This window comes from Microbacterium wangyouchuni, from assembly GCF_054072595.1.
Map to the genome: position 1 here is coordinate 294017 of NZ_JBSVRM010000005.1, position 19172 is coordinate 313188.

The following is a 19172-nucleotide window of genomic DNA, read 5'->3' on the forward strand; positions in this document are numbered from 1 at the left end:
CATGACCAAAGTCGTTCTCGCTACGCACAACCCGCATAAGATCGCCGAGTTTCAACAGATCATCGCGATGACGAGGCCCGACCTCGAAGTCATCGGCTATGACGGTCCGGAACCGGTTGAAGACGGTGTGACGTTTGCCGAGAACGCGCTGCTCAAAGCGCGCGCAGCGGCAGAACTCACGGGACTCACCGCGTTCGCTGACGACTCCGGTATCTGCGTGGATGTGCTGGGCGGATCGCCCGGCATATTCTCCGCGTACTGGGCCGGGCAGAAGAAGGATGCCACGGCGAACCTCGAGCTGCTGCTCGACCAGCTCGCCGACATCGCCGATCCGCACCGCACCGCGCAGTTCATCTCCACGATCGCACTCGTGACGCCCGATGGCACCGAACACACGGTGGCAGGAGTGTGGCCGGGGCGTCTCGCGCACGAACCCTCCGGCGCGAACGGCTTCGGCTACGACCCGATCTTCATCCCCGACGGTCAGCCTGCTGGCGCCGAGCGCACCACGGCAGACTTCAGCAGTGAAGAGAAGCAGTCGCAGTCACACCGGGCGCGCGCTTTCGAAGCGTTCGTTCCGCTGCTGCAGGCCATCTGAACCGCGCTGGCCCTACTGAGAATCGTTACCCTTCCCGACTAGTCATAAGGGGCCTCTCCGCGTGCTGGCCCGGGCTAGCCTGGTGGCATGCACGATCACGCACCGCGAGGAGGAATTCGCGCCTTCAGCAACCGCCGGTTGCTGACCATCTCGCTCTGCCTGACTGCCACGGTGATGATCGTGCAGGTCATCGGCGCAATTCTGACCGGCTCGCTTGCGCTGCTGGCCGACGCGGCGCACATGTTCACCGATGCCTCGGCGCTGGTGATCGCGCTGATCGCCAGCACGGTCGCTGCCCGCCCCGCGGACGATCGCCGCACGTTCGGTTATCAGCGTGCCGAGGTGTTCGGCGCGCTGATCAACGCGATCATCCTCATTGTCTTGGCAGCGACGGTCGGAGTCGAGGGTGTCAAACGGCTGCTGGAGCCCACCGAGACCGAGGTCGCCGGGCCGCTCATGCTCGTCGTGGCCGTCATCGGCCTGATCGCCAACGCGATTGCGATGTGGTTGCTCAGCTCCGCTCAGAAGACCAGCATCAACGTCCGCGGCGCTTACCTCGAAGTGCTCGGCGACATGATCGGCTCTGCCGCGGTGATCGTTGCAGCCATCATCATCGTGACGACCGGCTGGATGCCAGCCGATGCCATCGCTTCCCTGTTCATCGCGGTCATGATCATTCCGCGAGCGATCGTGCTGCTGCGGGAAGTGTTCTCGGTGCTGGCCGAATCAGCGCCAGCGAATACGCACGTCAGCGAGATCCGCGATCATCTGCTCGCGCTCGACGGCGTCACCAGCGTGCATGATGTGCACGTATGGCAGCTGACCCGAGGAGCTCCAGTCTTCACCGCACACGTCAAGGTCTCGCAGCAACTCCTGGCCGAAGGGCGCACCGACGAGCTTCTCGAGCACCTGCAGAGCTGCCTCATCGACCACTTCGACGTCGCGCACTCGACATTCCAGATCGAGTCTGACGCGGCAGCGGACTGCGAGGAGGCTCACGCCTGATCTCACTGCTCGAGCGTGATCTCCTCGACCTTCTTGTCTGGCCTGAGACCCCGCCAACGGGCATGGCGCAGGACGCCGTCCGGAGTCCAGTTCGCAAACTCCACCTCGCCGACGATGACCGGCTGGACCCACAGTGCGTCGCTCGCATCCGCGCGAGGGACACCGTGAATCGAACTCTTCTGGATGCGCAGTGGTGTCAAGCGTTCATCAAGATCGTGAAGCATCCGATCGTCGAAGCCGCTGCCCACCCGTCCGATGTAGCGCAGGCCATCATCGTCGGGTATCGCGAGCAGAAGCGAGCCGATGCCACCGGATCTACTGCCCTTGCCGGGACGGATGCCCGCGATCACGACCTCTTGCATGCGGGTGTGCTTGATCTTCAACCAGGAGCCGGAACGCGTACCCGGCCGATAACGAGAGCCCGATTCCTTGACGACGACGCCTTCGAGCCCGAAGTCGCGGCTGAGCTGCATCGCAGCATCCAGATCGTCGAACACCGGCGGCACGACAACCGGTATGTCCGCTGTTTCCGCGAGACTCTCCAGCAACTCTCGACGATCACGCAGCGGGAGCGCTGTGAGATCCTGACCGTCGAGGCTGAGAAGATCGAACAGGTGGTAGGCGACCGGAGTGCGCACCACCTCGCGTTCGATCTCCCTCGCATTGGTCAGGTGCATCCGACTCTGGAGTTTGCTGAAGCTCGGGAGCCCGGAGGAGTCGAATGCGACGATCTCGCCGTCGACCATCGCCTCTGGTGAGGCGAGATGCGGTGCGCCGTCAGCGGTGATCTCCGGATAGCGGGCCGTGATGTCTGTGCCGCTTCGGGCGTACAGGCGCATGCGCCCTTCTCGCCACGCACCGATCGCGCGGATCCCGTCCCATTTGATCTCGCTCCACGGCGCACGCAGCGATCGCGCGAGGCCCGGCGTGCCTGATTCGGCGAGCATCGGGCGCGGTGCTGTGTGTGACCTCTCTGTCATCCGGTGCAGCAGCCACGAGGACTTCTCGCCGGATCCGCCGGTACGGATCAACGCGAGTCGCGCGCTTCCGAGCGGTCCGGTGCCGAGGAAGGTTCCGATGACCTCGTCCTCGCGCCATTTCTCGATCTCGACTGTGCCGGTGTCCCAGATAGTCATGGCACCAGCGCCGTATTCGCCCTTCGGGATCTCGCCGTGGAACGTCAGATACTCCAGCGGGTGCGGCTCGGTCATCACCGCGAGGTGGTTGCGATCACTGCGCTCGGGCACACCTTTGGGCACAGCCCAGCTCACGAGCACCCCGTCGCGCTCGATGCGCAGGTCGAAGTGCAGGCGCCTGGCGTGGTGCTCTTGGATGACGAAACGGGGAGCTGCTTTCGGTTGGAGCGCGGAGGCTTGCTGTGGCATGGGCTCCGGCGTCTTCTCGGCACTTCGCTTGGCGAGATACGGCTCGAGTGCGGTGTTCTGCTGCGACGGGAACATCGCAGCGAAAGGGTCGATCCCCGCGTCGAGCCGGGCGGTGATCTCATCGAATGTCAATTGCCGGAGCCCCGGCTCCTCAAGCTCTTCCCACGTACGTGGTGCCGCCGCGGTCGGCCTTGTGCGACCGCGCAGCGAGTACGGCGAGATAGTCGTCTTCGACCCGCTGTTCTGACTCCAGTCGATGAAGACCTTGCCACCGCGTTCAGCCTTCGCCATGGTGCTGGTCGCGAGGTCCGGGTGGTCGGCTTCGATCGCCCGGGCGAGTTCCTTGGCTACGGCGGAGGCCTGATCACTGGTGGAGGCGCCATCCAACGGGGCATAAAGGTGGACCCCCTTGCTGCCGCTCGTGACCGGTACCGGGTCCAGACCCATGTCTGTCAGGATCGCGCGAGCGAAGCGTGCGATCTGGGCGCACTGTGCCAGATCGGCACCCGGGCCGGGATCGAGGTCCAGCACCAGCCGATCCGGGTTCTGCCGTGAGCCGTCAGCGCTGAAGCGCCACTGGGGCACGTGCAGTTCCAGACTTGCGACCTGCGCGAACCAAACCAGGCTGGCCAGATCCGCGATGAGGGGATAGTCCTTGGGCCCTCCGGAGTGCTCGATCGCTCGCCGTTGCACCCAATCCGGTGTACCCCGCTCTAGCTGCTTCGCGAAGAACACCTCGCCCGGGGCATCCGCTGTTCCGACGCCGTTCACCCAGCGCTTTCTGGTGACCGGCCGTCCGGCCAGCAACGGCAGCATCCGCGGAGCGACGGCGGTGTAATAGGCGATGATCTCACCCTTTGTCGTCGAGGTTTCCGGGTAGAGAACCTTGTCGAGGTTGGTCAGGCGCAGGCGTCTGCCGTCGACTTCGACGACCTGCGCGGCTCGTGACATGACGAAAGACTATCCACAAGCCCCTGGCATCGGCGGACTTTACGGTGTCTCATGGTGTCATGAGGACGATCTGGAAAGGTGCCCTGACATTCGGGCTCGTGAACGTGCCAGTAAAGGTCTACTCGGCCACCGAGGATCACGATGTCTCGCTGCATCAGGTGCACGATGAGGACGGCGGGCGCATCCGATACAAGCGCACCTGTGAGGTGTGCGGCGAGGTCATCGCATACTCCAACATCGACCGGGCGTTCGAGGACGACGGCCAGATGGTTGTGCTCACGAAGGAAGATCTCGAGGCACTCCCCGCCGAACGAAGCCGTGAGATCGACGTCGTCGAGTTCGTGCCGAGCGAGCAGGTCGATCTGCTCACTCTCGACAAGGCCTACTACCTCGAGCCGGATTCGAAGTCCCCGAAGGCCTACGTGCTGCTGCGCCAGACGCTCGAACAGACTGATCGCACGGCGATCGTGCGCTTCACGCTCCGGCAGAAGACGCGGTTGGCTGCGCTGCGCGTGCGCGGTGACGTGCTCGTGCTGCAAACGCTGCTGTGGGCTGACGAGGTGCGCGAGGCCTCATTCGAGTCGTTGAACGAAGAAGTCAAGATCTCGAAGAAGGAACTGGAACTGTCGGCGAGCCTGGTCAAGAGCTACTCGTCCGACTTCGATCCGGAATCGTTCGTGGACGAATATCAGCAAGAGCTCAGGACCCTCATCGACGCGAAGATCAAGGCCGGTGAGACCTTCGATGTCGCCGAGACCTTCAAGTCTGAAGACACCGAGGACACCGGTGGCGAAGTCATCGACCTCATGGAGGCGCTGCGGGCGAGTATCGCGCGCTCGAAGGAGAAGCGCGCCGATACGGCCTGATTCAGCCGGGGCTGACCTCGCTGGCGCGTTCTTGTCTGACCCGGCGGCGTTCCGCGAGGTAATGCCATAGGGTGACCACCGCGGTACCGCCGACGGCGACGAGCAGGATGAGGTCGATGTACTCGGTCACGAACCAGGCCACCGGGGGGATGTAGGCGATCAGATAGCCGAGCATCGTGAGCCCGAATCCCCACAGCAGCGCGCCGATGAGGTTGTAGAGGCTGTATCGCCTCCACGGCATATGGCCGACGCCGGCCGCGACCGGAGCGAAGGTGCGCACGATGGGAACGAAGCGCGCCAGGATGACGGTGATGCCGCCGTAGCGTGTGAAGAACGCATTCGTCCGCTCGACATTCTTGCGGCTGAACAGCCCGGAATCCCTGCGTTCGAACACGGCGGGGCCGCCCTTGTGCCCGATGAGATAGCCGACCTCGCCACCGACGAATGCGGCGAGGGCGATGAGCAGGGAAACCCACCAGACATTGAGCCCGAACACGTCGCTCGTGTGCGTGAGCAGCCCGGCGATCAGCAACAGCGTGTCGCCCGGCAGGAGGAACCCGACAAGCAGCCCGGTTTCGGCGAACACGATGAAGCACACCACCAGCAGCGCCCACGGCCCTGCCGCCCCGATGATCACCTCAGGATCGAGCCAAGGGATGAGTGCGATGTGTTGCATGTGCGGAAGATGGGACTTGAACCCACACGCCCGAAGGCACAGGAACCTAAATCCTGCGTGTCTACCAATTCCACCACTTCCGCGCGGCTCACCCATTCTATGTGCGTGATCCGACATCCCAATAGCTGGTAAGCCCCGCCGGGCGATTCGGGAAAACCAGAAATCTTGGCGGCATCATCTCGTGTGAAAAAGATGGCCCTGTGGATAACTTCCGAGGCTGATCGCCGATCCTTGCGAGGATGCCAGAGTGAGTCAGCCCTCCCTCCTTGTCGCCGAGCGCGTGCGCCGTCGCCTGCGGACAGAGCAGACGGATCCGTCCCTCGCACCGGAGGAGGCGAGGCGCATTGCACAAGCAGAAGTGCGACGGCACAACGATCTCGCACTGTCGCGTGGGGAAGCGACGATTGATGATGAGGTTGCTTGCGTGCGAGATGTGCTCGCCTCGGTCAGCGGCTTCGGGCCCCTACAGCCTCTTCTCGATGATCCCGAAATCGAGGAAATCTGGCTGAACGGACCCGACCGTGTGTACGTCGCACGCGGTGGTGTGTCCGAACGTGTGGCATTGCGGTTGACCGACGCGATCGTGCGCGACCTCGTAGAGCGGATGCTGCAGGCCACTGGTCGACGCGTAGATATCAGCCAGCCGTTCGTGGATGCCTCATTACCGGACGGGTCACGCCTGCATGTTGCGATCGCGGATGTGGTCAGGGGCTCGTGGGCGGTCAACATTCGCAAGTTCCTGCCGAGTCATCGGACGCTGCAGTCGCTGGTCGAGGCAGGCTCCGTACCCGTCGACGTTGCCGAACTGCTGAATCGTGCGATGCACGATGGTCAGAGCGTCATCGTCTCGGGGGCGACGCATGCGGGGAAGACAACGCTGCTGGGAGCGTTGTTGGGAGCCTGCGCGCACACGCAGCGGATCATCACGGTAGAAGAGACATTCGAGCTCGCCGTCGATGGGCCGGACGTCGTTGCGCTCCAGGGAAGACAGGCCAGTTTGGAGGGGACGGGGGAGATCACGCTGCGTCGCCTCGTCAAAGAGGCCCTGCGCATGCGCCCGGAGCGACTGGTCGTCGGTGAAGTGCGTGACGCCGAGGCGCTGGATCTCGTGCTTGCGCTGAACACAGGTGTTCCCGGCGCTGGTACCGTCCACGCCAATTCAGCCGTCGAGGCGCTCGAGAAGCTCACGCTCCTGCCGCTGCTCGCCGGGCGGAACATCGATCGATCCTTCATCGCACCGGCGCTCGCAGCATCCGTCTCGCTGGTTGTGCACTGCGCGCGCGATGCCGCAGGCAGGCGCTTCATCGGTGAGGTGATCGCGCCGACCGGCGAGGTGGTCGAGGGCCGCCTCATCAGTCGAACGCTCTACCGGGCGGAGGAGCGCAGATGACACTATTCGTTGGCGCGCTGCTCGCCGCGGGTCTGCTGTTGTGCGCGTCACCATGGTTGTGGCCGCGACTGCCGCAGGAAGATGAAACCCGCACGCCGTCGGCGTCCGGTCGCCTGGCACGGCTGATCGAAGAAGCGGGCTTCGGGTCGGTAGAGCAGCGCACCGTGATTGCGGTCATCGTGGCCGTGGGGCTTGTGGCGGCGTCCCTGGTGTGGCTGTTCACCGGGATCGTCGTGCTTGCTGTGGTCGCCGCGATCGCCGCCGGGTCCGCACCGATCGCCTTCCTGCGATCCCGCAAGCTCCGACTGCTGAAGGCGCGCAGGCAGCTGTGGCCCGATGTGTGCGATCTCCTCATCGCCTCGATTCGGGTGGGGTTGTCACTGCCGGATGCTGTGGCGAGCCTCGCAGACTCGGCCCCAGTGATGGTGCGACCGGCCTTCGCGGTGTTCGCCAGAGATCTGCGTGCCACCGGACGCTTCGAGAGCAGTATCGAGCGGCTCAAGAGCGCACTGGCCGATCCGATCGCGGACCGTATCGTCGAGTCGTTGAAGATGGCGCGGCAGGTCGGTGGCACCGAGCTCACCGGTGTGCTTCGGGCACTGGGATCGTCGGTCCGCGCCGATGCGGCGCTGCGGGGAGAGGTCGAAGCACGTCAGTCCTGGATTCGCGGAGCTGCGGTGCTGGGCGTCGTTGCGCCCTGGGTGATTCTGGCGTTACTCGTGATGCGGCCGGAGGGAGCCGAGGCCTACGCCAGTCCGGAAGGCGTTTTGGTGATCGGCGGCGGCGCGGTGGTCTCTGTGGTCGCATTTCGGATCATGGTACGTATTGGCCGCCTTCCCGAACCCCGGCGGTGGTTCGCATGAACGCGATCACGGATGCTGCGATGGCAGTGCTGCTGGGCGGACTGCTGGCTACCGGCATCCTGTGCATTTTCGCGGCGGCGCCGCGGTGGCGGGCCGCATCGCTGACCATTCGCATCGCTCCGTATGTGCGCGATGCCGTCGACGACGCGGTACTGCCCGCGGGGGTCCTGCCGCGGTTCGGGGTTCTGCCTGCGTACGCGGCAACAGGTATCGCTCGGGTGAAGACGGCTGTGCTGCACGGATTCGGCGACAGTGACGCGCTCGCGCAACGGCTTTCGCAGGCCGGCAGCAGTGAGCAGCCGGCCGCATTTCGAGCGCGGCAACTGGGATGGGCGCTCGCCGGGTTCGGCGGGGGAAGTGTCGTTGTCATCTTCCTCGCGCTGACCGGACGGATGACGCCGCCCGCTGCCGTGCTGCCGGTGGTCTTCAGTGCCGCAGCGGCGGTGGCACTGGACGTTCTGCTGACGAGTCGTGTCAAGACCCGATTGGCCAGGCTCAGTGACGAGTTGCCCACGACGCTGGAGTTTCTCGCGCTGTGCTTGTCTGCCGGAGAAGGATTCCTCGATGCGCTGCGCCGGGTCGCCGCGATCGGCTCGGGCGAGTTGACCGCTGAGCTGCGGCAGGTCGTGCTGGCTGCCGGAACCGGATCGCCTCTGGCTGAAGCTCTTGCTGAGATGGACACCCGCCTGCGCCTGCCCGGGCTCTCGCGAGCGACCGATCAGATCATCGCCGCGCTCGAGCACGGTGCGCCGTTGGCCGCGGTGCTGCATGCTCAGGCATCCGACGCACGCGACGAAGCGAAGCGACTGCTCATCGAACAGGCCGGGCGACGCGAAATTTTGATGATGATGCCGCTTGTTTTTCTGATTTTGCCGCTATCTGTGCTGTTTGCGGTGTTTCCCGGGATGTTCATTCTCCGGCTCGGCGTGGGCTGAGCCGGACCAATCACCGAAGAGAGGATCGATAATGAATCAAATTGCGAACTGGTGGCAGCGAGCGACCGCCGAGGCACGAAACTTCGCCGAGGACGATACCGGCGACGTTCCGGGATGGGTTCTGGTCACGTTGATGACCGCCGGCCTTGTTTTCGTGATCTGGGCGGTGGCCGGCCCTGCGCTGGTCGGAGTGTTCGAGCAAGCGATCTCCAGCGTGTCCGGAATCTGATGTGAGCCGGCGAGCATGGGCGCAGGATGAGCGCGGGTCCAGTCCCGTTGATTTCATTCTCGTCGGCTCGCTGCTCACTGTGCTCACTCTGGCCGTCCTGCAGCTGGGCTTCGCCGTGTATGTGCGCAACGTGGTGCACGATGCCGCCGTCGAAGGGGCGCATTACGCGGCCCTCGCCGACACCACTCTCGCCGAGGGCGCCGAACGCACCCGGATGTCGATCGTCCGTGCTGTCGGAGAGGGGTTCGCCGAAGACATCAGCGTGATCGAAAGCGATCGATTGGGGCATCCCACGGCCATCGTGACTGTGCGCACGACGTTGCCGATCATCGGACTGCTGGGCGTGCCGTTGGGATTGGAGGTGGATGCCGATGCGCCGATGGAGTCGCTGGACGGGGGATGAGAGCGGTTCGGCCGCGCTGGAGTTCCTGGCAGCCGGAGTGATCTTCCTCGTGCCGCTGGCGTACCTGGTCATCACGCTCGGAGTGATCCAGCAGAGCACCCTGGGTGTTGAGGCCGCCGCCCGCCACACCGCCCGCGTGATCGGCCAATCAGATGATCAGGAATCCGCCGCCCGGAGCAGCGCCGCCGTGCTGGCCAATGTGGTCGATGAGTACGGCTTGGGCGCCGAAGATGTCGGGGTATCTATCTCGTGCACTCCAGCCGGCCTGCCGTGCCCGTCAGCCGGCGTGACCGTCTTCGTCACCGTGGATGCCGTGGTGTCGCTGCCGTTCGTGCCGGCCGCATTCGGTTTGGACCAGCTTGCACAGATCCCCCTGCAGGCAGAGGCCGCGCACAAGATGTCGAGGCTGTGGGGGAGCGGATGAGAATGATGCCCGGGAACAACGACGACGGCAGCATCCTGCCCCTGCTGCTCGGCTATGTCGTAATCGCGCTGGCAGCCATCACCGTGTGCGTCTGCGCCACGGACCTGCACATCGCGCAGAAGCGGTTGGATTCGCTGGCTGACTCTGCGGCGCTCGCCGGAGCTGACGGTTTCACGCTCGTGGTCGACGGGGATGCCGTCCACGCGGTTCTCACGGATGAGGGTGTTCTCGAGCAGGCCGTCGCCATTGTGGATGCTGTTTCGCTGCCCTCGACGGTGGTATCGGCATCCGCAGCTGATGATTCCACCGCGCGGGTGACCGTCGCCGCGGCGTGGCATCCGCCGTTGATCTCGCCGTTCGTGCCCGACGGCATCCGGCTCGAGGCGACGGCGAGCAGCCGCACCGCGCTGCGCTAATCGGTCTCGCCGGGGTCGCATTCTGGCTCGCGCCGCGGAATCCAATGGAAGAACCCGTACGCTCCGATCAGCCCGATCGCGCCCATCAAGGCGGCGGCCACAGACAGCGATGCGACCGCTGTCACTCCAGCGATGAGGAGCGGAGCCAGTGCTCCGCCGGCATCCGTCAGCGTGCGCCACGACCCCAGGAAGGCCGCCGGATTCTGTCGAGGCGCAGCATCCGCGCCGAGCGTCATGAGAATGCCGCTGGAGAGACCGTTCCCCACTCCGAGCACACCGGCCAGCATCCCGAACCACAAGATCGCGGCATCGCCATCATGGGTGAGCGAGAGGGCGAGGAAGCCACACCCCATCAGCAGCATTGCCGGCATTGCCGCCCACAGTCGGCCGAAACGGTCCATCACCTGGCCGCTGGCGTAGAACAGCGCGAAGTCGATCGCACCGGAGACGCCGACCACCAACGCGATCGTCTGTGCATCGAGACCCAGCGAGATTCCCCACAACGGCAGGACGACCTGTCGTGCCGAGCGCAGCGAAGACAGGCTGGCCGCGGCGAGTCCGAGACGGCCGAGGACCCCGCGGTAGCGCCACATCGTCTGGAACACCCCGATGCGCTCGAGCGTGGGAATCGATCCGGTCACCACCTCTCCGGAATCTTCGGTGAGCGAGACCGAAACCGCGACGGCGGAGACCGTCTTCTCCGGATCCGGGCCGAACAGCACGAGCACGATCATGACCAGCAGACAGATGAGGAAGAACCAGATCGCCGTGCTGGTATCGCCGAAGAGCTGAAGCAGCCCGGCCGTGACGAACGGCCCGACGAAGGTGCCGAAACGGAAGCTGCCGCCCAGAAGCGCGAGCGCGCGGGCTCGATACGGCAGCGGCACCCGGGTCGTCATGAACGTGTGCCGGGCCAGACCGAATGCGGCCGCACAGAACCCCAGCAGAAAGACCGCGGACGCGAACACCCCGATCACCGGAGCGAGAATCATCCCGATCACTGCGACCATCGCGGTCGCGCCAGCGATCACCATCGTGAAGCGCTCGCCAATACGGGCAACAGCCCAGCCCGCGGGGAGATTGCCGCAGAGTTGGCCGACGACGAGTGCCGCGCCGATCAACGCTGCCGCCGCGATATCGGCGCCCATAGCGGCCGCGATCACGGGAATGAGCGGGATGACGGCGCCCTCGCCCATCGCGAACAGGATGGTGGGCAGGTACACCATGGGTCCGAATTGCCTCAGGACCGACGATGCACTGCTCACGGGTTCACGCTACCTCCCTCGCAACTGCACGCATGCACGCACACAGCCAACCAGGATAGGCTGGGGTGTCATGCTCGAACTCGATCTCTCCGCCGCCATCCAGACGCTCAAGCACACCTTCGCCGACATCAGCGAGGTCGTCGATGTCAAGCGCGTCCGTGAGGACATTGCCCGACTCAGCGAAGAAGCCGGCGCTCCCGACCTCTGGGACGACCCCGAGCAGGCGCAGAAGGTGACCAGCGCTCTCAGTCACCGGCAGTCCGAGCTCGGGCGCATCACGGGAATCGCCCGGCGACTCGATGACCTCGAGGTTCTCGTCGAACTCGCGAATGAGATGGAAGACGAGGACTCCGCTCAGGAGGCCCGCACCGAGCTCGAAGCGCTGACGGCCACCATCAACCAGCTCGAGGTGCAGACGCTGCTCGACGGCGAATACGACGATCGCAATGCGATCATCACGATCCGCTCCGGCGCCGGCGGCGATGACGCCACCGACTTCGCCGAGATGCTCATGCGCATGTACTTGCGCTGGGCCGAACACCACAAGTATCCGGCGAAGGTCATGGACACCTCCTACGCGGAAGGCGCCGGAATCAAATCCGCCACTTTCGAGATCACCGCCCCCTACGCTTTCGGAACGCTGTCGGTCGAAGCGGGAACGCATCGACTGGCGCGAATCAGCCCCTTCGGCTCGGCGGACAAGCGGCAGACGAGCTTTGCCGCGGTTGAGGTCATTCCACTCATGGAAGAGGCCACGGCGGTGGAGATCCCGGAAAATGACATTCGCGTTGATGTGTTCCGCTCCTCTGGCCCCGGCGGACAGTCGGTCAACACCACCGACTCCGCTGTGCGACTGACCCACCTTCCCACCGGCATCGTCGTGTCGATGCAGAACGAGAAGTCGCAGATCCAGAACCGCGCCGCCGCGATGCGCGTGCTGCAGACTCGCCTTCTGCTGCTGCAGAAAGAAGAAGAGGCTGCGAAGAAGAAGCAGCTGGCCGGCAACATCACCGCGAGCTGGGGCGACCAGATGCGCTCGTACTTCCTGTACGGCCAGCAGCTGGTCAAGGACCTGCGCACCGGACATGAATCTGGCAACCCGGCAGCTGTCTTCGACGGTGACCTCGACGATTTCATCTCCGCAGGAATCCGCTGGCGAAAGCGCCGCGACGACGACGACTGACCGCACAGCGAAGGCCTCGGGAGTTCGACTCCCGAGGCCTTCATCGTCGCCTGGTCGATTACGGCATCAGGCAGGTAACCATGGCACTGGCCAGCGTCGTGCCCAAGACCTCTGCGGCCACCTCGTCGGTGACGGCATCGTATCCGTCCGCGACCGTCTGCAGCGTCTCATTGTCGATGTCGGATTCGACCAGCGCGTCGCCGAGGCAGGTGAGTTGCTCCTCAGGGTAGGCGCCCGCACCGCTGGAGGCGAAGATCTCACCGAGCCCAATGCCGACCTCTTCGCCGGTCGGGCGCTGTGAGGCATCCGTGTCGCTCTCGGGAAGATCCGGCGCATCTGAGGGTGCGTCTGACGGCGCATCTGACGGTGCATCCAACGGCGCCGAAGACGCCGAGGGCGACGGGACTGCGACCTCTTCGACGTAGCTGGTCAGTGCGACCGCGGCGGCGACGATAGCCACGACAATGGCGATGATGGTGCCGACCACTGAGATCGAGATGGCCGTGATCGGAGCCCACTTCTTGCCCGCGATGAAGAACGCGATGATCGACAGCACGAAGGCGATCGGCAGCAGGATCCAGCCCACGACCATCGTGAAGGGGATGCAGGCGAGGATCGTTCCCAGCACGGCAGCACCGAGCGCGATGAGTCCGATGATCGACGGCTTCGTGGCTAGGGGCTTGACTGCGGCCGGCTCGACAGGCATCGCCGGTGCTGCCACAGCGCCCGGCGCGCCCGACTCGGGTGCGTAGTGCTCACTCCACTGCTGTCCATCCCACCACCGCTGGCGTCCAGATCCATCGTCGTACCAGCCTGCAGGGGTGTTCATGAGAGTCCTTCGTGATTAGGGATACAGATCGGGAGTGACACAGTCGCCCCCACATTCATGGTTACCAGCGACACTATGCCAGTGCACATGGGGAGCGATCCCCATGGTTGCTCGTCACAGCGCACAGGGGGTGTCGCTCGCAGTTAGGAACGAACGCGCGCTTAGGCTCGTAGACGCCATGATTCGGTTCGAGAACGTCACCAAACGCTACCGCGGAACGAAGCGCCCGGCCCTTGCTGGCGTCGACTTCGAAGTCCAGCGAGGCGAGTTCGTATTCCTCGTTGGAGCGTCGGGATCAGGGAAGTCCTCCTGCCTCCGTCTGATCCTTCGTGAGGATGTCCCCACGTCCGGGCGGGTCGCTGTGCTCGGGCGTGATCTGCGCTCGCTCGCGAACCGTAAGGTTCCCTACTTCCGGCGCCACATCGGCTCGGTTTTTCAGGACTTCCGTCTGCTTTCTTCCAAGACCGTTTTCCAGAACGTCGCCTTCACGCTCCAGGTCACCGGATCGTCGCGGGGGTTCGTGCAGCAGGCGGTTCCGGAAGCGCTCGCTCTCGTCGGTCTCGCAGGCAAAGAGAAGCGGATGCCGCATGAGCTCTCTGGCGGTGAGCAACAGCGTGTCGCGATCGCTCGCGCCCTCGTGAACCGTCCGCAGGTGCTGCTCGCCGACGAGCCGACCGGAAACTTGGACCCGGCGACATCCGTAGACATCATGCAACTGCTCGCCCGCATCAACGCTGGCGGCACCACTGTCTTGATGGCCACGCATGAGGCCGCGTTCGTGGATCAGATGCAACGTCGTGTGATCGAGTTGCGCGACGGTGAGATCGTCCGTGACGAGGTCCAGGGCGGTTACGGCGATCGCTCGATGATTCCGCAGTTGGCGCCCCAGCAGCAGCGCGGTGTGGCTGCGACGGCCGCGCTCACCGCAATGCTCGAAGTACAGCGCCAGACCGAATCGCTGGAGCCGCTCACCGCCGAGATGCTCGCCTCGATGAAAGCTGCTCGTGATGCTCCGAACCACGTGAGCGCATCCGAGACGGCGCCCGCAGCGGAAGAAACCCCCGCGCCGGCGTCGGCCGGTCCCCGAACGCATCCCCTCGCCCTTCCTGAGGTCGACGTCGCTGAACTCGGTGTCGCCGACCGTCTGGGCCTGTCCGATACGGACGGCGACGAAGAAGTGGGGCCGACATCATGAGGGTGGGACTGATCCTCATGGAGGCCCTCGGGGGCCTGAGGCGCAATATCTCAATGGTGATCTCGGTTGTGCTGGTCACCTTCGTCTCGTTGACGTTCGTCGGCGCTGCGATCCTCATGCAGGGGCAGATCAGCACCATGCGCGGATACTGGACCGAGCGGGCGCAGGTGTCGGTCTCGATGTGTTCCCCGGTTTCGCAGGGGGAGACCTGTGTGGACGGCCCCGCCACCGAGGAACAGCTCGAACAGGTGCGTGGCGAGCTGGAAGGCAGTGCTCTGGGCTCGCTGATCAGCGATCTGCGATTCGAGACGAAGGCTGAGGCCTACGCCAACCTCACCGAACTGCTCGGCGAGGAGCAGGCCAGCGTCCTGACCGAAGAGCAGATGTCGGAGAGCTTCTACGTCACGCTCAAGGATCCCGGTATGTCTCAGGTGATCGTCGAAGCCTTCGCCGGTGTCAACGGCGTAGAAGAGGTCCGAGATCAACTGCAGTATCTCGACCCGCTGTTTTCTGCTCTCACCGTTGCCACCTATATCGCCGTGGGTATTGCGGTACTCATGCTGATCGCCGCGATCCTGCTGATCGCGACCACCATCCGTCTCTCGGCCTACGCACGCCGCAAAGAGATCGGGATCATGCGTCTGGTGGGCGCATCGAACCGCTTCATTCAGACCCCGTTCGTGCTCGAGGGCGTGTTCGCGGCCTTCCTGGGATCGGCCCTGGCCAGCGCCGCGGTGATCGCCGGGATGCACTTCGGTGTGAACGGCTATCTCAAGGGGCGGGTACCGTTCATCACCACGTGGGTGTCGATGTCGGATGCGATCCTCGTCGTGCCGGTGCTCATCGGCATCGGTGTGATCCTGGCAGCGCTGTCGGCTGGCTTCGCGATCCGTCGCTGGCTGCGCACCTGATCCAACGGCCGTTCCCGCCGCTTCGACAAGCTCAGCGATCGGACGGTAGGCTGAAGGGCTGTTCACCGGAAGTTAGGAACCATCATGCCCAGGGAACGCGGGGAGAAGGTCATCGCGACCAATCGTCGCGCACGTCACGACTACAACATTGAAAAGTCGTACGAGGCGGGGCTGGTGCTCACCGGCACCGAAGTGAAGTCATTGCGGCAGGGGCGGGCGAACCTGTCCGACGGCTACGCCTTCATCAAGGGCAATGAGATCTTCCTTGACTCCGTGCACATTCCGGAGTACTCGCAGGGGCACTGGACGAACCATTCGGCCAAGCGCATCCGCAAGTTGCTGATGCACCGCGAAGAGATCCAGAAGCTCGATCACGCCGTTTCGGCGGGCGGATACACGCTCGTTCCGATGAAGCTCTACTTCCTCGACGGCCGTGCCAAGGTCGAAATCGCTCTCGCTAAGGGCAAGCGCGAGTTCGACAAGCGTCAGACCTTGCGCGAACGTCAGGACACGCGCGAAGCCGAACGTGCCATGCGCCTGCGTAACCGCACCGGCGAGTAGAACGTCAGGCGTCGGATTCACTCCCTGAGCGGGGCGCCGGGATCGAAGGGGTAAACCCGAAGGCCCGGCCCAGGAACGTCAGCTCCCGCTCCAGTGCATCCACGATCGTCTCGGCCCGGCGGAAGCTGTGCCCCTCGCCGGGATACAGCACGTACTCGTGGTCGATTCCACCGGCGGCAAGCGCATCGCGAATCGCTTCGGACTGTGACGGCGGAACGACCCGGTCATCCGCACCCTGCAACAGCAGTACCGGCACGTCGATCCGCTCCGCGTGGGTGAGCGGCGAGCGGTCGATGTAGAGCTGCTCGGCGTCGGGAAGCTGGCCGACGAGTCCGTCGATGTAATACTTCTCGAAGTCGGGCGAGTCCTGTGCCAGCATCCGCAGATCAGTGACGCCGTACCGACTGATACCCGCGGCGAACACGCCGCCCCGCACGAGGGCCGAAAGCACGGTCCAGCCGCCTGCTGAACTGCCGCGGATAGCGATTCGCTCCGGGTCTGCGCGTCCGGATTCGGCGAGGCCGCGCGCAGCGGCGAGCACATCGTCCACGTCGACGACGCCCCATTCGCCGTCGAGGCGTTCGCGGAAGGCGCGACCGTAGCCAGTGGATCCGCCGTAATTGACATCGAGTACGCCGATTCCACGACTGGTGTAATACGCGATCGCAGCGGACGCGGCACCGGTAACGTGCGCGGTCGGTCCGCCGTGCACGAACACGACATACGGCGGCTTCTCATCAGCCGGGGCCGTGGCATCGGGGTTGGCCGGGGCGTAATCGAACGCGTGCACCGAGCCGTACGCGCCTGCAAAACGGACGGGCGTGGCTGGCGGCATCCATGCCGGATCTGCCGGGGTGCCGCCGCGAATGCTCGTCACGACGCCGGAATCCACATCGACGCACCACAGCCCAGCAGTGGCGGTCGCGCTGCCGCCCGTGAGCAGCACGCGGCTGCCGGAGACATCGTCGACGCTGACGTGCCCGCTTGCCGGTGTGTCCAGCGTGTCGACCGAGCCGTCTGCTTGGATCACGACGACCTCATCAGAGCCATTGGTACGCACGGCAACGATCCGTCCGTCGGCAAGCGGACGGTACCACCGGTTGCCGAGCACCCACAGCCCGTAGCCGGTGTCGGCGTCGGCATCGGATGCGGCAACGGGCTCGGGCCCTGACGCATCGAGGCCGTCGATGCGGAGCCGGAACAGCGCCCATCGCCCGCTCGGATCATCGGCGTAGAGGAGTTCGGAATCGCTGACCCACTCCGGCTGCAGGGCTGCACGCGTGCGGACATCGGCGAACACGTCGTCGCCCACCGTCGCGATGCGTAGCAGGGCGCTCTGCCAGGGCATCTGCCGGCCGGACCACTCCACCCACGCGATCCGTGTGCGATCGGGGGAGAGCGCCGGGTGCGCGAAGAAAGCGGTGCCCTGTACGAACACATGGACCGCCGACGCCTCGGTGGCGGCAGAGCCGTCGGTGGGAATCTCAACGAGCGCCCGCAGATGCGGCTGCACGGTGAGGTCTTCGCGGACGGCGAGCAGGCGCCCCTGCTGCATTGACAATCCACCGTGACTGGGGCCCGCCGGCGTCAACGGCTGCGGGCGCTCGCCCCGGCGCATCCGATACACCCGCTGGTCCCGCGCGTCGACGAAGAACAGCGTGCCTTCGGCATCCGCCGTCCACGCTCCGCCGCCGTACTCGTGGACGCGAGAGCGAGCGCTCCAGGGGGCCGGCAGTAGCACCTCACCGCTCGAGCTTCGCACCGTGAAGCGGCCCCCCTCGTCGGGAACGGACTCGCCCCACCAGATCTCCTCGCCCACGAATCGCGCGCCGTCGATGCGCGGGGTGGCGGACGCGATGTCAGCGGCTCGAAAGGGCGATGGCCAAGTACCGTACGGCTGCATTCTTCGAGCCTAGGCGGTGCCGCCGGGCGCGCGGAGCTGAGGCTTCGACACATGGCGTCACACACAGTGCGCGTCCGGGTGCCGGTGCCATAAATTCGTGGAAACGGCCGGTTCACCCTGGCTGTGGAGCGACAGCCGAGCCCGGCACCCGCCCGCGAACGGTCCGGATCCACCGGCGTCATTCGTGGCTGTGCACTGCCCACTCTGTCATCCAGGAGCACCATGTTTTCTGAGTCCTCACCCGCCGCCGCGCGCGTGCCGTTCTCCTTCGAGCTCTACCCGCCACGCTCCTCCGCGAGTAACGATGCGCTGCGCGAGACGGTCCTGCGACTGGCTGAGAGCGGGCCGGCATTCCTGTCGGTCACCTATGGCGCGGGTGGCTCCACTGGCGGGCGCTCGCTTGAGGTTCTTCGCTTCATCCGGGAGAACACCGACGTCGAGCCTCTCGCGCACCTCACCTGCGTGGGCAACACGTACGCCGCAGCGGCCACGTTGATCCGCGAGTTCCTGGATGCCGGCATCCGCAGTTTCCTCGCGTTGCGCGGGGATCCACCGCACGATCAGCCGGAAGGGTTCCTCGGCGATCTGGAGAGCTCTGCGCAACTCGTGCAGCTCATAGATCGGGTCCAGGCAGAGCATGCCCCCTATGAGGAGACGCCTGTTCCGGGCATCCCGGGCGCCGCTCAAGTCGCTCCGCGCCGCAGGGTCGACATTGCCGTGGCAGCCTTCCCGAAGGGGCATCCGCGCTCAGCACACCGTACGCAGGACGTCGAAGCCCTGCTGGCGAAGCAGGCGGCCGGTGCCACCTTCGCGATCACCCAGCTGTTCTTCCATGCCGACGACTACTTGGCATTCGTCGAACGGGCGCGCACTGCAGGAATCACCATCCCGATTCTCCCCGGCATCATGCCGATCACGTCTCCCGCTCGGCTGAACCGGGTGCTCGAGCTCACCGGCGCGGACCTGCCGAGCGAGCTGTCCATCGCGCTGGAAGTGGAACCCACCGTCGAGGGGCGTCGCGAGATCGGCATCGAATGGGCAGCCCGGCTGACCCGCGAAGTCGTCGACGGCGGCGCACCGGGCGTCCATCTGTACGCCTTCAACCAGCACGAAACCGTGCTCACCGTCCTGGCAGAAGCAGGCGTGACTCCTGCTCTGCGTCGCTGAACCCATCCCCGAAAGGA

20 protein-coding genes and 1 tRNA gene are annotated in these 19172 nt (G+C 65.0%); 15 read left to right on the forward strand and 6 right to left on the reverse strand.

Going from position 1 to position 19172, the window contains the following annotated elements:
• Position 1 precedes the first annotated feature (1 nt).
• Together rdgB and ACW5CM_RS10975 are read left to right on the forward strand one after the other, a co-directional pair.
• The gene (gene rdgB, locus ACW5CM_RS10970) at positions 2–598 is read left to right on the forward strand and encodes an RdgB/HAM1 family non-canonical purine NTP pyrophosphatase (RefSeq protein ID WP_438255147.1); all 597 of its coding nucleotides are present in this window, start codon (positions 2–4) and stop codon (positions 596–598) included.
• An 87-nt stretch (positions 599–685) separates the two neighbouring features.
• Entirely contained in the window at positions 686–1603 is a 918-nt protein-coding gene (locus ACW5CM_RS10975) for a cation diffusion facilitator family transporter (RefSeq protein WP_457125008.1), read from the forward strand.
• A gap of 2 nt (positions 1604–1605) precedes the next feature.
• Here ACW5CM_RS10975 and ACW5CM_RS10980 read toward each other — a convergent pair whose 3' ends face one another.
• Positions 1606–3939: an ATP-dependent DNA ligase gene (locus tag ACW5CM_RS10980; RefSeq protein WP_457125009.1), complete on the reverse strand. Its 2334-nt coding sequence runs from the start codon at positions 3937–3939 to the stop codon at positions 1606–1608.
• 59 nt (positions 3940–3998) lie between these two features.
• Between ACW5CM_RS10980 and ku the strand changes: the two genes are divergently transcribed.
• Positions 3999–4805: a non-homologous end joining protein Ku gene (gene ku, locus ACW5CM_RS10985; protein ID WP_438255152.1), complete on the forward strand. Its 807-nt coding sequence runs from the start codon at positions 3999–4001 to the stop codon at positions 4803–4805.
• A 1-nt stretch (position 4806) separates the two neighbouring features.
• Here the strand turns inward: ku and ACW5CM_RS10990 are convergent, their stop codons facing one another.
• Together ACW5CM_RS10990 and ACW5CM_RS10995 are read right to left on the reverse strand one after the other, a co-directional pair.
• Positions 4807–5481: a DedA family protein gene (locus ACW5CM_RS10990; RefSeq protein ID WP_457125010.1), complete on the reverse strand. Its 675-nt coding sequence runs from the start codon at positions 5479–5481 to the stop codon at positions 4807–4809.
• Position 5482: 1 nt separating this feature from the next.
• Positions 5483–5564, reverse strand: a tRNA-Leu gene (locus ACW5CM_RS10995).
• A 164-nt stretch (positions 5565–5728) separates the two neighbouring features.
• Here ACW5CM_RS10995 and ACW5CM_RS11000 point away from each other — a divergent pair.
• From ACW5CM_RS11000 to ACW5CM_RS11030, 7 genes are read left to right on the forward strand one after another with little or no spacing between them, the layout of a single operon-like run.
• Positions 5729–6871 (forward strand): TadA family conjugal transfer-associated ATPase, encoded by a 1143-nt coding sequence (locus tag ACW5CM_RS11000; protein ID WP_457125011.1) that lies wholly within the window; start codon positions 5729–5731, stop codon positions 6869–6871.
• Entirely contained in the window at positions 6868–7734 is an 867-nt protein-coding gene (locus ACW5CM_RS11005) for a type II secretion system F family protein (protein WP_438255157.1), read from the forward strand. Before ACW5CM_RS11000 ends, ACW5CM_RS11005 begins: the two co-directional genes overlap by 4 nt.
• Positions 7731–8669 carry a type II secretion system F family protein gene (locus tag ACW5CM_RS11010; RefSeq protein ID WP_457125012.1) on the forward strand — a complete coding sequence of 313 codons (939 nt, stop codon included), beginning with the start codon at positions 7731–7733 and terminating at the stop codon, positions 8667–8669. Before ACW5CM_RS11005 ends, ACW5CM_RS11010 begins: the two co-directional genes overlap by 4 nt.
• 31 nt (positions 8670–8700) lie before the next feature.
• Entirely contained in the window at positions 8701–8898 is a 198-nt protein-coding gene (locus tag ACW5CM_RS11015; RefSeq protein WP_439256040.1) for a hypothetical protein, read from the forward strand.
• 1 nt (position 8899) lies between these two features.
• On the forward strand, positions 8900–9301 hold the full coding sequence (locus ACW5CM_RS11020; RefSeq protein WP_439256041.1) for a TadE/TadG family type IV pilus assembly protein: 402 nt from the start codon (positions 8900–8902) through the stop codon (positions 9299–9301).
• The gene (locus ACW5CM_RS11025) at positions 9270–9725 is read left to right on the forward strand and encodes a TadE/TadG family type IV pilus assembly protein (protein ID WP_457125013.1); all 456 of its coding nucleotides are present in this window, start codon (positions 9270–9272) and stop codon (positions 9723–9725) included. Before ACW5CM_RS11020 ends, ACW5CM_RS11025 begins: the two co-directional genes overlap by 32 nt.
• 5 nt (positions 9726–9730) lie before the next feature.
• On the forward strand, positions 9731–10141 hold the full coding sequence (locus ACW5CM_RS11030; RefSeq protein ID WP_457125014.1) for a pilus assembly protein TadG-related protein: 411 nt from the start codon (positions 9731–9733) through the stop codon (positions 10139–10141).
• Here ACW5CM_RS11030 and ACW5CM_RS11035 read toward each other — a convergent pair.
• On the reverse strand, positions 10138–11367 hold the full coding sequence (locus tag ACW5CM_RS11035) for an MFS transporter (protein WP_457125051.1): 1230 nt from the start codon (positions 11365–11367) through the stop codon (positions 10138–10140). The genes ACW5CM_RS11030 and ACW5CM_RS11035 overlap by 4 nt on opposite strands.
• A gap of 109 nt (positions 11368–11476) precedes the next feature.
• Between ACW5CM_RS11035 and prfB the strand changes: the two genes are divergently transcribed.
• On the forward strand, positions 11477–12589 hold the full coding sequence (gene prfB, locus ACW5CM_RS11040) for a peptide chain release factor 2 (protein ID WP_438255167.1): 1113 nt from the start codon (positions 11477–11479) through the stop codon (positions 12587–12589).
• A 58-nt stretch (positions 12590–12647) separates the two neighbouring features.
• On the opposite strand, the gene ACW5CM_RS11045 is transcribed toward prfB, so the two are convergent.
• Positions 12648–13418: a DUF2510 domain-containing protein gene (locus ACW5CM_RS11045; protein WP_457125015.1), complete on the reverse strand. Its 771-nt coding sequence runs from the start codon at positions 13416–13418 to the stop codon at positions 12648–12650.
• Between the two features lie 178 nt (positions 13419–13596).
• Between ACW5CM_RS11045 and ftsE the strand changes: the two genes are divergently transcribed.
• The 3 genes from ftsE (at position 13597) to smpB (ending at position 16085) form a co-directional block, all read left to right on the forward strand.
• Complete coding sequence (gene ftsE, locus ACW5CM_RS11050; RefSeq protein ID WP_457125016.1) at positions 13597–14613, forward strand: cell division ATP-binding protein FtsE; 1017 nt, start codon at positions 13597–13599, stop codon at positions 14611–14613.
• Complete coding sequence (gene ftsX, locus ACW5CM_RS11055) at positions 14610–15524, forward strand: permease-like cell division protein FtsX (RefSeq protein WP_457125017.1); 915 nt, start codon at positions 14610–14612, stop codon at positions 15522–15524. Before ftsE ends, ftsX begins: the two co-directional genes overlap by 4 nt.
• Positions 15525–15608: 84 nt before the next feature.
• Positions 15609–16085, forward strand: a complete 477-nt coding sequence (gene smpB / locus ACW5CM_RS11060; RefSeq protein ID WP_457125018.1) for an SsrA-binding protein SmpB — start codon at positions 15609–15611, stop codon at positions 16083–16085.
• 4 nt (positions 16086–16089) lie between these two features.
• Here the strand turns inward: smpB and ACW5CM_RS11065 are convergent, their stop codons facing one another.
• Complete coding sequence (locus ACW5CM_RS11065) at positions 16090–17988, reverse strand: alpha/beta hydrolase family protein (RefSeq protein WP_457125019.1); 1899 nt, start codon at positions 17986–17988, stop codon at positions 16090–16092.
• 222 nt (positions 17989–18210) lie between these two features.
• Here ACW5CM_RS11065 and ACW5CM_RS11070 point away from each other — a divergent pair, with 222 nt between their 5' ends.
• Positions 18211–19155: a methylenetetrahydrofolate reductase gene (locus ACW5CM_RS11070; RefSeq protein WP_457125020.1), complete on the forward strand. Its 945-nt coding sequence runs from the start codon at positions 18211–18213 to the stop codon at positions 19153–19155.
• Positions 19156–19172 lie beyond the last annotated feature (17 nt).